The 15,126-nt window shown below is 40.5% G+C and carries 13 protein-coding genes; 2 read left to right on the top strand and 11 right to left on the bottom strand.

Annotation, left to right across the window (positions count from 1 at the left end):
• Positions 1-62 precede the first annotated feature (62 nt).
• Genes ftsY through rnc form a run of 4 tightly spaced genes read right to left on the bottom strand, consistent with a single transcriptional unit; the run spans position 63 to position 6,248 of the window.
• Entirely contained in the window at positions 63-1,076 is a 1,014-nt protein-coding gene (ftsY, locus tag AC4PHI_RS05090; RefSeq protein WP_492201229.1) for a signal recognition particle-docking protein FtsY, read from the bottom strand.
• Between the two features lie 12 nt (positions 1,077-1,088).
• Positions 1,089-1,910, bottom strand: a complete 822-nt coding sequence (locus AC4PHI_RS05085) for a Cof-type HAD-IIB family hydrolase (RefSeq protein ID WP_492201228.1) — start codon at positions 1,908-1,910, stop codon at positions 1,089-1,091.
• 22 nt (positions 1,911-1,932) lie between these two features.
• Positions 1,933-5,505 carry a chromosome segregation protein SMC gene (gene smc / locus AC4PHI_RS05080; protein ID WP_492201227.1) on the bottom strand — a complete coding sequence of 1,191 codons (3,573 nt, stop codon included), beginning with the start codon at positions 5,503-5,505 and terminating at the stop codon, positions 1,933-1,935.
• Between the two features lie 47 nt (positions 5,506-5,552).
• Positions 5,553-6,248 carry a ribonuclease III gene (rnc, locus tag AC4PHI_RS05075; RefSeq protein ID WP_492201226.1) on the bottom strand — a complete coding sequence of 232 codons (696 nt, stop codon included), beginning with the start codon at positions 6,246-6,248 and terminating at the stop codon, positions 5,553-5,555.
• A gap of 249 nt (positions 6,249-6,497) precedes the next feature.
• On the opposite strand from rnc, the gene AC4PHI_RS05070 reads away from it, so the two are divergent.
• Together AC4PHI_RS05070 and AC4PHI_RS05065 are read left to right on the top strand one after the other, a co-directional pair.
• Positions 6,498-6,710 (top strand): transposase, encoded by a 213-nt coding sequence (locus tag AC4PHI_RS05070; RefSeq protein WP_492201225.1) that lies wholly within the window; start codon positions 6,498-6,500, stop codon positions 6,708-6,710.
• Positions 6,711-6,822: 112 nt separating this feature from the next.
• Complete coding sequence (locus AC4PHI_RS05065) at positions 6,823-8,127, top strand: ISL3 family transposase (protein ID WP_492199141.1); 1,305 nt, start codon at positions 6,823-6,825, stop codon at positions 8,125-8,127.
• Positions 8,128-8,301: 174 nt separating this feature from the next.
• Here AC4PHI_RS05065 and AC4PHI_RS05060 read toward each other — a convergent pair whose 3' ends face one another.
• The 7 genes from AC4PHI_RS05060 to AC4PHI_RS05030 all read right to left on the bottom strand — a co-directional run bounded on the left by AC4PHI_RS05060 (position 8,302) and on the right by AC4PHI_RS05030 (position 14,760).
• Entirely contained in the window at positions 8,302-9,537 is a 1,236-nt protein-coding gene (locus AC4PHI_RS05060; RefSeq protein WP_492201224.1) for a murein hydrolase activator EnvC family protein, read from the bottom strand.
• Positions 9,538-9,689: 152 nt separating this feature from the next.
• Positions 9,690-10,361, bottom strand: coding sequence for a phosphate signaling complex protein PhoU (gene phoU / locus AC4PHI_RS05055; protein ID WP_492201223.1), 672 nt, complete (start codon positions 10,359-10,361; stop codon positions 9,690-9,692).
• A gap of 108 nt (positions 10,362-10,469) precedes the next feature.
• Positions 10,470-11,216 carry a phosphate ABC transporter ATP-binding protein PstB gene (gene pstB / locus AC4PHI_RS05050; protein ID WP_492201222.1) on the bottom strand — a complete coding sequence of 249 codons (747 nt, stop codon included), beginning with the start codon at positions 11,214-11,216 and terminating at the stop codon, positions 10,470-10,472.
• 15 nt (positions 11,217-11,231) lie between these two features.
• Positions 11,232-12,035 carry a phosphate ABC transporter ATP-binding protein PstB gene (pstB, locus tag AC4PHI_RS05045; RefSeq protein ID WP_492201221.1) on the bottom strand — a complete coding sequence of 268 codons (804 nt, stop codon included), beginning with the start codon at positions 12,033-12,035 and terminating at the stop codon, positions 11,232-11,234.
• Between the two features lie 15 nt (positions 12,036-12,050).
• Complete coding sequence (gene pstA, locus AC4PHI_RS05040; protein ID WP_492201220.1) at positions 12,051-12,935, bottom strand: phosphate ABC transporter permease PstA; 885 nt, start codon at positions 12,933-12,935, stop codon at positions 12,051-12,053.
• Positions 12,932-13,855, bottom strand: a complete 924-nt coding sequence (gene pstC / locus AC4PHI_RS05035) for a phosphate ABC transporter permease subunit PstC (protein WP_492201219.1) — start codon at positions 13,853-13,855, stop codon at positions 12,932-12,934. Before pstC ends, pstA begins: the two co-directional genes overlap by 4 nt.
• A 53-nt stretch (positions 13,856-13,908) precedes the next feature.
• Positions 13,909-14,760 (bottom strand): phosphate ABC transporter substrate-binding protein PstS family protein, encoded by an 852-nt coding sequence (locus AC4PHI_RS05030; RefSeq protein WP_492201536.1) that lies wholly within the window; start codon positions 14,758-14,760, stop codon positions 13,909-13,911.
• Positions 14,761-15,126 lie beyond the last annotated feature (366 nt).

Genomic DNA, 15,126 nt, shown 5'->3' with positions numbered 1-15,126 from the left:
TTGGGAATCACTTTGGATTATTTGATTTATCTGCTAAAAATCAAAAACTAGAAAAAAATTCATTAATTCGCACTGTTCCCATTGGAAACAATCAATTCTTTAAAGAGACCGTAAATAAATTCATTAGGATCAAAAGGCTGCAAATCATTGATGCCTTCTCCCAGACCGACTAATTTCACCGGCAAGTTCAGTTCATTGCGGATAGCTAAAACCATGCCGCCCTTTGCCGTGCCGTCAAGTTTAGTTAAAACGATACCTGTCACATCCGTTGCCTCTTTAAACTGTTTGGCTTGGACCATGGCATTCTGTCCCGTGGTAGCATCTACGACCAGCAGCACTTCATGGGGCCCGTCCGGTACTTCCCTTTGGATGATTCGACTAATTTTTTCCAATTCTTTCATCAAATGCTGTTTATTTTGCAAACGTCCCGCGGTATCTACCAATAAAATATCAGCATTTTCAGCTTTGGCTCGGTCCAATGCATCAAACACCACGGAAGCCGGATCACTGCCCGCTTTTCCCCGAACCACTTTTACTCCTGCCCGGTCTCCCCAAACCACAAGTTGATCAATCGCACCGGCACGAAATGTATCGGCCGCCGCCAGCAGAACTTTCTTGCCTTCTTCTCGGTACTGATTCGCCAGTTTTCCGATACTTGTTGTCTTACCGACACCATTCACTCCAACGAACAGAATAACTGTCAATCCGTCTTCTTTCAACTGTACCTGATTTTCTTCCTCTGCACCTTCTGCTTCATAAATCGACACTAACTTCTCTACGATAGCATTTTGGACATCTTCTGGTTTTTTAGCATTCCTCAATTTAACTTCTTGACGAAGCTCATCAGTGATTTTCATCGCTGTTTGAAAACCAACATCGGCAGTGATTAATGTTTCTTCTAAATCTTCAAAGAAGTCTTCATCGACTGTACGAAAATTTGCCATCAGTTCGTTCATCATCTGACCAAAACTTTTTCGTGTCTTCTCAAGACCTTTGTCCATTTTTTCGAGAGACTCGGTGACTTCTACCTTTTCTTCTCCCTTAAAGACATTTTTTAATTTATCAAAAAAGCTCACAAAAACGCCCCCTTATCTTTTATTCAACACCCATTTTTCTATTGCGTAGGCTACACCGTCTTCATCATTGCTTTTTGTGGTGACAACAGCGGCACTTTTCACTTCATCTGTCGCATTTTCCATCGCCACGCCAGTCCCTGCCAACCTGATCATCGGCAGATCATTCTCCTCATCCCCGATGGCCATCATTTCTTTCGTCTGAATATTTAAAATCTCGCCTAAATGTTTTAAACCGGCAGCTTTGGAAACTTCTTTGTGAACAAACTCGAATAAAAACTGTCCTGAACGGATGATGTTGTATTCTTCATGGTAGATCTCAGGAATCCTTTGTAATTGTGTGGTCAAGTGCTGCACATTTTCACTAGCACAAACCATTTTATTAATTTTCATCCTGTCATCAAATGTTTCCAAGTGCTTGTCTTCGAATACCAGTAAGCTGTTCAATTCTTGATAGTAGGAGGGAAATGCCGGCACGTCAGGTTTGACATGAAAAACTTTTTTAGCGGTCACTACATTCAAGGACAGCTGCAAGCTGTACGTCAAGTCATAAATCCTTCTGACGTCGTTGACGGTCATTATCGTTTCGGACAATATTTCTCCTGTATCATTTTTTTGGATCAATCCCCCGTTCAATGTGACAGAATAATCCCCCGCATCCATCAGGTTCAGCTCTTCTAAAAGAGGAGCCACCCCCATCAAAGGCCTGCCGGTACATAAGACTATCTTTATTCCAGAGTCCTTTGCCTCTTGGATTACCCGTTTATTTTCGTTTGAAATCCGTTTTTGGCTATTCAACAACGTCCCGTCTAAATCAATCGCTACTAATTTTATCATTGATCTCCCTTTTTCTGTTTTATCATGCCTCTAGTGCCTTCAACTCGCTGGCTTCTTCCAATCTTACCGATACGATTTTCGAAATCCCCGACTCCTGCATTGTGACACCGTACAGTACGTCCGCGGCTTCCATCGTTCCTTTCCGGTGGGTAATCACAATAAATTGAGTGGCTTTTTCAAATCTGCTCAGATATTTCCCGAAACGTGCCACATTGGCTTCATCTAAAGCCGCTTCTACCTCATCAAGCACACAGAAAGGCACCGGTCTGACCTGAATAATAGAAAACAGCAAGGCAATCGCTGTTAATGCCCGCTCCCCGCCTGACAAGAGGCTGAGACTTTGCAGTCGTTTTCCTGGTGGTTGGGCGACAATTTCTATTCCTGTTGTAAGCAGATCATCAGGATCGGTCAACACCAGATCGGCATGTCCTCCCCCGAACATTTGGGGAAAAGTTTCTTGAAATTTCTCACGGATGGCAACAAACACTTCGTTGAAACGTGCTTTGACCGTTTTATCCATCTCATCCATGGTCTGGAATAAGGACTCTTTTGCTACCAACAAATCATCTCTTTGGGTAATTAAAAACTCATAACGTTCAGAGACAGAGTCATACTGTTCGATGGCAGAAAGATTGACCGGCCCAAGTGCTTCGATTCTGCGTTTGATTTTCTTGGTTTCTTTTCGTGCTTCTTCCAAGTTTCCGTCAAATGGGTAATTTTTCTTCGCCCCTTCAAAGGTGATGCTGTATTCTTCTTGCAAGTGCAGCAATCCGCTATCCAATCCGTTTTCTGCTCTAGACAATTTCACCTCGAACTGAGTCTTTTTTTGTAATAAAGTTTGCTGATTTTTATTAGCTTCTGCCAGCTGCTCATCCAGCTGGGAAATATTCTCCTGAACTTCTTCCCGCCTGATTTTTAATTTTTCCAGCAATATTTGCGTCGCCGTTTTTTTCTGTTGCAACTCTTCCATCAATGCTGTCAAAGACTCCTGACTGACTTCACGAGAGCTGCTGTCGTCGGTCAGCAAGTGCAGCTGTTCATGGAGTTTCTCCCGCTCGGAATTAATTTCTGCCAGCTGCTGCTGTTGCTGATGGAGCTGTTGTTCCAAATGACGGAGTTTCTCGTCTATGGCTGCCAGCTGTCCTTGTTCTTCCCGGAGTTTTTCTAAAGACTCCTCGCGTTTGGCTTCTAAATTTTCCGCTTCATTAGTGGTTTTTGTCATAGCAGCATCTAATTCTGCCAGCTTTTCCTTATAGTTTTCTGCTTCCACTGTCAGATTTTCTTTATCAGTGTCGTAACGCGTCAGGAAATCGGATAAATCTTTCGTTTCATATTGAAAGGCAGTTTTTTCTCGTGCCATCTGTTTCAATTCCTGCTGGACTTGTTGCAGACGACTTGCCAATGTTTGTTCTTTTAATCGTGCCTGTTCCCCTTGGGCACGTTTTTTTTCAAGAGTTTGAGCCAGCTCATTTTCTAGAGCTTTTAATTTTTGAACTTGTTGTTCCCGTTCATTCAGTGTTTGGCTCATCTGCTGGATTTGTTTCGATAATTCCTCTAGTTCACCTGACAAGGATAAAAGGTTGCCTTTTTTACCGCCTTTGGTTGCTCCCCCAGTCATGGAACCGCCGGGATTCATCACATCTCCCTCTAAAGAGACCACTCGGAATTGATAACCTGTCAACTTTGCCAAGCGATTGGCTGATGATAAATCTTTGGCAACCACCGTCGTCCCCAACATATTTTCAATCACAGGTCTGACTTCATCCGCACAAGCTACTAATCCACTGGCTACACCAACGAATCCTGTCTCCTGTGTCAGCTTTTCTAGTTGTTGGGCATTAATCCTTCGCGGTTTGATTGTTGTCAAAGGCAAGAATGTTGCTCTGCCAAGTTTTTTTTCTTTTAAAAATTGAATCCCTGCCCGGCCGCTGGCTTCATCTTTGACAACGATATTCTGTGCACCTGCCCCCAGAACCGTATCGATTGCCGTCACTAAGTCTGCCGGTACAGTCAAAAGCTCGGCGACTGCGCCAACAATGCCTGAAATAGCTTCTTTATTTTTCAAAACAGCCCGCACACCCTGATAAAATCCAGTGTAATTTTCCTGCAGCTCCTGCAAACTTTTCTGCCGTGCTTTAGCCTGCTGCAATATGCCCATAGCGTTATACATGTTTTTTTCTTGCTCTGTCAGCTGTTGCTTCGCCTGTCCATGCTTTGCCTGAATTTCTTCATACTCTTTAAGAAGGGTTTGCAAAAGCTCTTCATGTTTTTGGTTATCAGAAATGATTTCTTGCTGCTTTATTTCTAGCTGAGCGATTTTGTTGTTTATCTCTTCATGCTTCGTCATCATTTGCGCATTACGGGATGACTCCAGCTGATATTGCTTGTCCAGATGTTTTAAATCATTAGTCACATTCGCTTGCTTCTGCATGATATCCACATATTCGCTGCGCAACTCTTCCAACTGTTCCTTTGTGGATTTGCTATAATATTGCACCAGCTCTTTAGTATGGCTGAATGTGTCGGATAGAACTTTCCTTTTTTCTTTTGTTTCACTCAAAGTCTGTGTCAGCTTTTCCTGCTCCCCAAGGACTTGCTCTTCTTTAACTGCCAGCTGGGTCAACTTATCCTGATAATCTTGAGTGATTTTTTCATCATTTTTGCTCCGCTCGATAAAAACATTTTTCTGTCCTTCAGTTTTTTCATACTGTTCAGTAATCGTCAACAGGTTTTGCTGTTCCTCATCCAACTGCTGCAAAACCACTGTCCGTTGTGTTCTTAGCTGTTCCAGTGTCTCGTCCAAATAACTTTTTCGTGATTCAAGCTGGGACAATTCTTTCGCCACGGTCTGTAGATTTTCTGTCTGCTGCTCCCAGACTATTTTGAATTCTTCAATTTCTCTTACCGTAACGCCGATATCTACCGTGGTTAGACTTTTCTTCAGCTCGGTATACTCTTGAGCTGTTTCACTTTGTTCCTTTAACGGTTCCAGTTGAGCTTCCAATTCGTAGATGATGTCCTGAACCCGGTTCAAATTATCTTCAGTTTCAAATAACTTGTTTTCCGCTTGTTGCTTCCGCTGTTTATATTTTAAAACACCTGCAGCTTCTTCAAAAATCCCCCGGCGTTCTTCCGGCTTGCTGTTGAAAATTGCCTCGACTTTGCCTTGAGAAATAATTGAAAACGACTCTTTCCCCAAACCGGAGTCAGTAAACAAATCCACGATATCTTTCAGCCGGCAGCTTTGTTTATTAATAAAATAATCACTTTCCCCGTTGCGGTTTAGACGTCGGGTCACGCTCACTTCACTGAAATCCAGCGGCAAGTAATGGGACTCATTATTCAATACCAAAGTAACTTCCGCAATGTTTAATGGTTTTCGTTTGGCTGTCCCTGAAAAAATCACGTCGGGCATCTTGCCGCCACGCAAATTTTTCGCTGACTGCTCACCGAGCACCCAGCGAATCCCGTCTGTTATATTGCTTTTGCCGCTGCCGTTAGGACCGACCACTGCAGTCAATCCCTGATCGAATTCAATAATGGTCCGCTCAGCAAAAGATTTGAATCCTGCTAATTCTATTCTCTTTAAATACATTGAGCCAAAGACTCCTTTCAACTAATAAGACCATCGTCTTTCTCAAACTATTTCTTTTCCAACGCAAGAATCGCCTGATGGGCAGCCTTTTGTTCAGCCATTTTCTTTGACTTGCCGCTGCCTTCCCCAATCACATGCTCCCCCACAGAAACGGTGACAAAAAATTCCCGGTTATGGGCGGGGCCTTCTTCCTTGATCAGCTCATAATGGATATCCACGTCTCCATTTCTTTGGAGTATTTCCTGAAGGGTTGTCTTATGATCCATCTCATGTAAAAAAACACCTGCTTTTATTTTCGGCAAGATAATAATCGATAAAAAGCGGCTGACCGCTTTCAATCCTTGATCCAGATATAACGACCCTAAGAAAGCTTCGAACAAATCGCACAGCAGGGACGGACGATTGCGGCCGTTGGAAATCTCTTCCCCTTTGCCCAGCAAGACGAACTGGTCAAATCCGCATTCTTTGGCAAATTTAGCCAAGCTGTCTTCCCGTACGATCGTCGCACGAATCTTCGTCAGCTTTCCCTCCGGAAGATCAGAATACCACATATAAAGAAATTCCGACACCACCAGTTCCAATGCGGCGTCCCCCAAAAATTCTAATCTTTCATTATCTCTCTGCTTCAAATGACGATGCTCATTTACATAAGATGAATGAGTAAATGCTTGTTCTAGGAGCCGACTGTCCTTAAAAGAAATATGATAGTTTTCTTTTAGCGAACGGATTAACTTGTCATTCAATTCACTCAGTCCTTTTCAATTTTCTTACATCTCTTATATTATACTTCTTTTTGCAATATTTTTAAATGTTTCTGATAAGAAAACCTCAGCCAAATGTAGTGCCCCAAAAAAGTTAAACTTTTAAGTAATATAGAGACCCGCTCTTTTTTCTATGCATTTAAACAGATTGTTAGGTAGCGGATTCAAACAAAGTCTACAAACAATGATCCCTCTATATGAAAACCGCAGTCAAAACACTCAAAAAAACGTGTGGACAGAATTGAAAATACCTTCAATTATCCTTTTTCTAATGGTCCTCTGGAAGGACTTGTCAATAAAATCAAGGTCATTAAACGAACTGCTTATGGTTATCGTAGTTTGTGGCACTTTAAGCATCGCATGTTTGTCAGTTTTAAACAAAAAAAGCAAAAAGACAACTCCACTTGTCTAAGCGAAGTTGGGCTCTATAATTTATGGGACTGATGAATCAAAAATTGATTCATCAATCCCATTTTTTTGTATTAAATAAAAAAACATATAGTTCTTCTGTTACTATTAAAGCGTTTAACCTAAACAGTAAGGAGAACTATATGCTATGACACATGATATCAAAAAATTACTAAGAATTATAGACCCTGATCTAACTATTTTAGCTGTTTCTAAAGAAGCCTATCAAGACAGGCAAACACTGATTATTGAAGCTGATTATTTACCCGCTCCTAAAGTTTGCCAAGTATGCGGTTCAAGTCCTATGGACCATGAGGGGAAGTATAGGGTCGTTAAAAATGGGACTAAATCTTCTATGATTCGGTTGGAGGACTATCATCATATGCCCACCGTGATGAAGTTAAAAAAGCAGAAGTATTTTTGTCGCAATTGTCACTCATACACCACCGCTAGTCCTTACTTTGTTAAAGAAAATTGTTTTATTTCAGAGCACATCAAGTTTAAAATTTTAGATCTTTTAAAGGAGAAAATCTCGTATACCCTCATTGCCAAACTCTGTCATGTGTCTATCACGACAGTGATCAGACTTCTTCGAAGTCTAGAAGCCTACGTGCCTAACAGCCAAGTAAAAGCTGCTTTACCCACTGTCCTAATGGTTGATGAATTCCGGTCTCATGCGACGCGGGAAGATAAGATGACGTTTATTTGTGCCGATGGTGACTCTGGGAAACTTGTGGATATTTTACCGAGTCGACAACACAACAAGTTAGAAAAGCACTTTAACCGTTATCCTCAAGAAGCATTAAATCAAGTAGACTTTCTCGTCACAGACATGAATGCGGCTTATTTTAAGCTAACGAAAACCTGTTTCAAACAAGCTAAAATCGTCATTGATCGTTTTCATATTGTTAAACATATCAATACTGCGTTTAATGACTTCAGAGTGAAGGAAGTCAAGCGATTAAGGAAACAAGGGCACCTCTATGAAGCCCAAAAAATCAAAACTAACTGGAAATTACTATTAAAGGATTATCAAAACATTGATTGGACCAATTATCGTAGTTGGCGAAGCTTTAGATCTCCTAAATATCCTCTCCTCACGGAGGGAATGGTGATTGACCGACTGCTCTCTTACTCGCAAAGGCTTCACGATACCTATCACTGTTTTCACAACCTGTTGAACGCCTTTAGGAGCAAAGATGTCGCCTTATTTTTCAAACACTTGGAAGACTTGCCGGAACATCTTGATAAAGAGTTTAAACAGAAAGTACAAAATCTATTAAAGTATGAAGTAGGCATCACTAATGCTCTTATTTACCCGTATTCCAATGGCAAATTGGAAGCCAAGAATACCCATATTAAAACACTAAAGCGAGTGTCCTACGGCTTTAAATCATTTCGTAACATGAGAATCAGAATTTTTATGATGAATGGTTTAATACAAATAAAATAACGGAAAAAGGAACCAAGCAGGAGTGTTCACTTCTACTTAGTTCCAAACTAATTTTTACTCATCAGTCCTATTTGACACAGAGCCCGAAGTTGTCTAAATTTGCTATTTAAGTCAACTAAATTCTAGCCATCCACATCATTTGCGAAGAAACTTTAGTTGTTATTTTGATTGAAATTATAATCCTAGGAATGGAGCTGGATTCATAAATCCTGACCAGTTTGGAGTAGTTGCAATTCCAAAGTGGAGGTGAGGTCCAGTAGAATTCCCTGTATTACCAACTGCACCGATCACTTGACCAGTTGCTACTTGAGAGCCTGCGCCTGCACTGATGCGGCTTAAATGCAGATAGTAAGTATATTTTCCGTTGCCATGTTGGATGATAATATAATTTCCAGCACTGCCGTCAAAGCCGCTGGCAACAACTGTCCCGTCCAAACTTGCAAAAACGTTTTGACCTGTGACTCCAGCAAAATCTATGCCGTCATGGCTGTTTCCTGAAAATCCAGTCGGGTCTTGACGATAACCATATGGGCTGGTAACTTGCAAGCTGCTTAAAGGCGAACTAAATCCACCTGATGTTGCTTGTGGAGCAGTACTTCCACCACTGATTACAGTTGAGCCTCCATTTGAAATCGGAATTTGTGCTTGAGCTTCAAGTTGTACTTGTTCTGCTGCTAAAGTTTCTGCATATTCTGCTTCGATTCTAGCTTTTTCTTTTGCAGCTTCTTCAGCCTTGCGCTGACGTTCCTCAATTTCAGCTTTTTCTTTTAGTAAAGAATCTTTTTTAGAAGATTCTTTAGTCAAGCTTGCTTCTACTTCTTTTTTAAGAATTGCCTGATCATATCTTTTAGCATTTAAATCATCTTGCTGAACTTTTAGATTAGCAGTTTTTTCTTCTACTAAAACGAGTTTTTCCTCAACTTCAGCTTTCTTTTGACTTAACTCTTCTTTATCCTCTTTTTGGCACGTAGCAATTTCATCATTTGCTTTCATTATTTTTCCGTAAGCGAATGATTTAGTGACTGCATCAGAAATACTATCTGATTCCAGCACTACCTGAAGGAAAGAGTTTGATGATTGATTTACTTGTGTCACACGAGCTTGTTCTGAAAGCTTCTCTGTTCTCATCTCGATAGTTTTAGTCAAGCTGTCTATATCGTTCAATAACTCAGTGATTTCTTGTTCCAAAGTCACTTTTTCTTGTAAAGTTTTCTCTACTTCGACTTCTAAGCTAGAGATTTGGCTGTCTAGTGCCGCCAATTCACTTTCAGCAGATTTTTTTTGTTCTTTCAAATTATTAATCGTTGTATCTACTTCATTAATTTTTGAATCGATTGAATCAGCATATACAGTCAAAGGCGCCACAGCAGTCATAGAGATAACTGACAATAAAGCGATATATTTTTTCATGAATTAAATCCCTCTTTTTACTTTTCATTTAACTTATTCAACTATACCACACTTTGTGTATTAGGTATTTTACATTTTTATTACATTCATATGAAAACAAAAAAACACCTAGAGTCCCATTAAAATAGTCTCTAAGTGTTTTCCAAACAATTTTATTCGTTTCTGTTCGTATTTAACTCTAAAATTTTTCCTGTTTGCAGATAGACGATCCACTCACAAATATTGGTCACATAATCCCCTATTCTCTCAAGAAAACCTGCAACTTGGAGATAGTCGGTTCCCCCAACAATTGTCTCAGGATTTTTTTTCATTTCTTCAATCGTCATGCTATATATTTCAGAAAAATAAACATTCACTTCTTTATCTTTTTCAGCGATTAATCGAGCTCTCTCATCATCGTTTTCGATATAAGCAGCCATAACTTCTTCTAAAAGTGCCTTAACAGAATCCGACATCTCTGAAATTTTTTCTTCCACTTCAAGTATTCTGGTTTCACCTTTGACACGGATGGTCGATTTAGCAATTGCGACTGCATGGTCTCCTATTCTTTCCAAATCAGATACTGCCTTCATCACTGTGATAATCACACGTAAATCTTTAGTCACCGGTTGCTGTAAAGCAATCATTTCTAAACTTTTTTTCTCCAACTGCAACTCCATTTCATTGATTTTCACATCATCATCAATGACACCTTGGGCAATTTCTTTATCGTGTCTGATAAAAGACTTGACTGATTTGTCAACGGCTGTGCTTACCATTCTCCCCATTTCATAAAACTGGTGATGGAGTTTGGCTAAATCTTCTTCAAACTGTGTTCTTAGCATTGTGGCACCCTCTCCTTAAATTTTTTTATGATATTCATGCTTTTAAATTTAGACTGATTTCCTGACAAGACCTTTGATAGTGCCCACAAGAAATTAAAAATATTCTTACTAGCCAAATTTCCCTGAGATATATTCTTCGGTTTTCTTTTTTGAAGGATTTAAAAATATTTTCTTGGTTTTATCAAATTCGATTAGATGCCCATCCAAAAAGAAGGCTGTTTTATCAGAAATACGTGATGCCTGCTGCATGTTATGGGTCACGATAATCATCGTATATTGATTTTTTAACTCGAATAACATATTTTCTATTTTCCCGCTTGAGACTGGGTCCAGTGCACTGGTAGGCTCATCCAGCAAAATAACTTCAGGTTTTACAGCAAGGACCCTTGCGATACACACCCGCTGCTGCTGCCCCCCGGACAACGCCAAAGCGCTTTTGTCTAATTTATCCTTAACGTCATTCCAAACTGCTGCATCTTTTAAACTCGTTTCGACAATTTCATCAAGCTCTGCTTTAGATTTTTTCCCTTCCAATTTTAAACCATAAACCACATTTTCATAAACAGAGAATGGAAAAGGATTAGGCTGTTGAAACACCATGCCGATCTTCTTTCTTAATTCTACAATATCAGTTTGAGGATTGTAAATATTTTCGTTGTTATAAAGAACATTACCGGTAATGGTCACATTGGGAATCAAATCATTCATTCGATTCAACGTCCTTAGAAAAGTTGATTTTCCGCAGCCGGAAGGACCGATCAAAGCTGTAATTTCACCTTTGCCGATAGATAGATTGATGCCTTTCAAAGCTTCTTTTTTCCCATAGAACAAATGTAAATCTCTTGATTCTATCACTACTTAAATCCCTCCTTAGCCAAAATGTCCAGAAACATAATCTTCTGTTGCTTTGATTTTCGGACGTGTAAAGATTCTACTAGTCTGGTCAAATTCAATCACATGCCCCACATAGAAGAACGCCGTATAATCACTGATACGAGCCGCTTGCTGCATATTGTGTGTCACAATAACGATGGTGTAATGCTCTTTTAAATTTAAAAGGGTTTCTTCCACCTTTCCGGTAGAGATTGGATCAAGAGCACTTGCCGGCTCATCTAAAAGCAGAATATCCGGCTTCATCGCAATCGCCCGTGCAATACATAAACGCTGCTGCTGCCCGCCGGACAATGCCAAGGCACTCTTGTGGAGGTTATCTTTCACTTCGTTCCACAGGGCTGCTTGCGTCAAACTTTCCTCGACGGTTTTATCCAAAACATTTTTATCTTTTTCTCCATGCTGTTTCAATGCAAACGTAATGTTTTCATAAATCGACTTGCTAAACGGGTTGGGTCTCTGAAAAACCATCCCGATATGTTTACGCATTTCGTAAACATCTACTTGAGGAGAATTAATATCGACGCCTTCATAGGTGACTGCTCCCGTGATTTTTGTTCCGGCGATTTCGTCATTCATCCGATTCAAGGAACGCAGATAAGTTGACTTCCCGCAGCCTGACGGACCGATAAGCGAAGTGATTTTATTTTGTTCAAAGTCTAGAGAGACTCCTTTGATAGCTTCATTTGTTCCATACCAAACATGCAAGTCATCCGTCGAAAGTGCTAATTTTTTATCTTTAAGACTAATCAAATGACGGTCTGACAAATTATATTCTTTCATTCACTGACTCCTTCACTAAGCAGAGGTAATTTTTTTGTGGATTTTCTTCCCAATAAAACGTGCAAAAAGATTAAACAAAAGCACAGCAATAATCAAAACAGCTGAAGCACCCGCAGATACTTGCGGCCCGTCAGGCATCGTCCCTTCGCTGTTTACCTTCCAGATATGGACTGCCAAAGTCTCTGCTTGTCTGAATAGGTTCAGCGGACTCGAAATGCTTAACGGATTCCAATTTGTAAAATCAAGTGCAGGGGCACTTTGTCCGGCAGTATAAATCAAAGCCGCTGCTTCACCAAAAATACGTCCGGCGCCTAAGATAACACCTGTCAAAATTCCCGGCAAAGCTTCCGGCACGACCACTTTTGTCACCGTCTCCCAACGTGATAGACCTAAAGCTAAACCGGCCTCCCGCTGCGTAAAATGAACTGCCTTTAAAGATTCTTCAACATTTCTGGTCAGCAGGGGCAAGTTGAAAAAAGTCAACGCCAAAGCACCGGAAATAATTGAAAAGCCAAGTCCTGCTTGTACAACAAAAACCAAGAAACCAAATAACCCGACTACCACTGAAGGCAATGAGCTCAGGATTTCAATTGCCGTCCTGATAAAATCGGTCAGCCAATTTTTCTTAGCATATTCTGAAAGATAAATCCCGGCCCCCAGTGAAATAGGTACACTTATGACCATAGTGATCAGCAATAAATAAAAAGAGTTGAATAATTGAATTCCGATACCGCCGCCGACTTGAAAAGTTTTCGCCGGCTGGGTCAAAAATTCCCAAGAAATATGAGGCAATCCTCTTGCTAAAATATAAGTAATCAAACCGGCCAAGATAAGTACAATCATGCCAGAGATAAAATATAAAATGACCGTTGATAATTTATCAGCTTTCTTAGATGTCATGATTTAAACTCTCCTCTCTTGCCGATAATCCGAATCAGGATGTTGAAGAATAAAGACATCAACAACAATAACATTGCTAGAGACCATAGCACATTGTTTTCCAATGTTCCCATGATTGTATTGCCTATCCCCATCGTCAAGATACTTGTTAAAGTTGAGGCGGGAGTTATCAAACTAGTAGGCATAATGGCAGCATTACCGATAACCATTTGGATCGCCAAAGCCTCGCCAAAAGCCCGTGCCATACCGAAAACCACCGCTGTCAAAATACCCGGGATGGCTGCCCGCAACACGACTTTGTAAGTCGTCTGCCATCTTGTCGCTCCTAGTGCCAGCGAAGCTTCCCTGTAATGACGGGGAACAGCACTTAGCGCATCAACAGTCATTGAGGTGACTGTCGGCAAAATCATGACAAACAGCACAAATGTCCCTGCTAAAATCCCAAAACCGCTTCCCCCGAATGTTCGGCGAACAGCAGGAACCACGACAGTCAAGCCCACAAAACCATAAACCACTGACGGTATCCCCACAAGTAATTCAGTGACCGGCTGCAGTATTTTTTTCCCGATTTTCGGCGAAATCTCAGTCATAAAAACTGCTGCTCCTATGGCAAAAGGAGTTGCAACGATTGCAGAAAGCAATGTGACCAGAAAAGAGCCGACAATCATCGGCAGGGCACCTGTTAAAGGTTTGCCATCTGCACCCACTGTTCCGGGACTCCACTCGGTACCAAAAAGAAAATCAAAAAAATTCACACCATCTTTAAAAAAAGTTGCCAGTCCTTTGCTCATTACAAAGTAAAAAATCGCCGCAACAACAACAACTATAAATAGAATACATATAAAACTAACGGTTTTACCGATCTGCTCCAATCTCGCTTTTTTCGATTTTTGAAGCAATCTCCTTTGAATATCTTCCAAAGACGTTACCCTCCTAGTTCCCCTGCATATTTATTAAACAGATTTTATTATCTTTATTGTTCCTTTTTTATGATTTCCCCAGCAGCATTACGTTCAACTTGCATTGAAGTCACTGGAATATATCCTAATTGGGCAACCATGCCTTTTTGAACATCGTCTGATAAGACGAAATTGATATAGTCTTTAGTCAAGCCAGTTGGTTCTCCCTTAGTATACATATGTTCATAGGACCAGATCGTCCATTGGTTAGTTATAACATTTTCATCAGTCGGGGCGATACCGTCAATTGTCAACGGCCGCACATCTTCGTTCACATAGGAGAAGGCAACATAACTGATAGCCCCTGGCGTAGTGCTCACGATTTGACGAACCATGCCTGTTGAATCTTGTTCCTGGGCCTTCTTTGCCGGTTCTCCGTCTAAAACCCAACGTTCAAACGTCAATCTCGTCCCGCTTCCCGACGCTCGATTAATCAAAACGATGCTTTGATCTTTGCCGCCTACTTCTTTCCAGTTGGTTATTTCACCAGTAAATATCTGTCTCAATTGGTCCATGGTTACGTCTTCGACTGCCACTTCTTTATTCACGATGGGTGTGATACCTACAACCGCAACTTTGAACCCGACTAATTTATCTGCGTCAATACCATCTTTTTCCTCAGCAAAAACATCGGAATTCCCGATATCCACTGCACCTGCTTGAACCTGACTTAAACCGGTTCCGCTTCCGCCGCCTTGGACATTGATAAATTTCCCTAAATTCCGGCTGCTGAATTCTTCTCCAGCAGCTTCAGCAAGCGGCTGCATAGCTGATGATCCTACTACTGTTATAGACTCTCCATGATCCACTAATTCACCACAGCTGCTCAGAAAAAAAACACTTAAAAATAATATAGAAAATTTCAAGATTTTTTTCACATAGAATCCTCCTCGTGTTATAAAAAAATGCGCCACACCATGTGGACTTTCCCCCATCATTAACATAAAGGGAATATGCAAAAATTGCAAGCTTTTTAAGTGAAAGTTTCAAACATTTATGAAAAATACATTTACATGACCTTTATGTACGATTACTCCTATGAATCATAATATTATAGAGTAATCAGTTCCTTTTTAGAACATTATATGCTATAATTAACACGAAACAATTATTCGTACCATAGTTGTGATTTGTTTTAATATAATTCCCCAAATTAATAAAAACATCAAATTACTTTATCGATTAATTGTTTCTACCCTTCTGTTTGGTGTGTAAATACCAACAGTTGATGT

It is taken from the genome of Vagococcus sp. QWL-13, from assembly GCF_058683555.1.
Note: the sequence above shows the minus strand (reverse complement) of the source record. Positions and strands in the feature narration are given on the sequence as shown.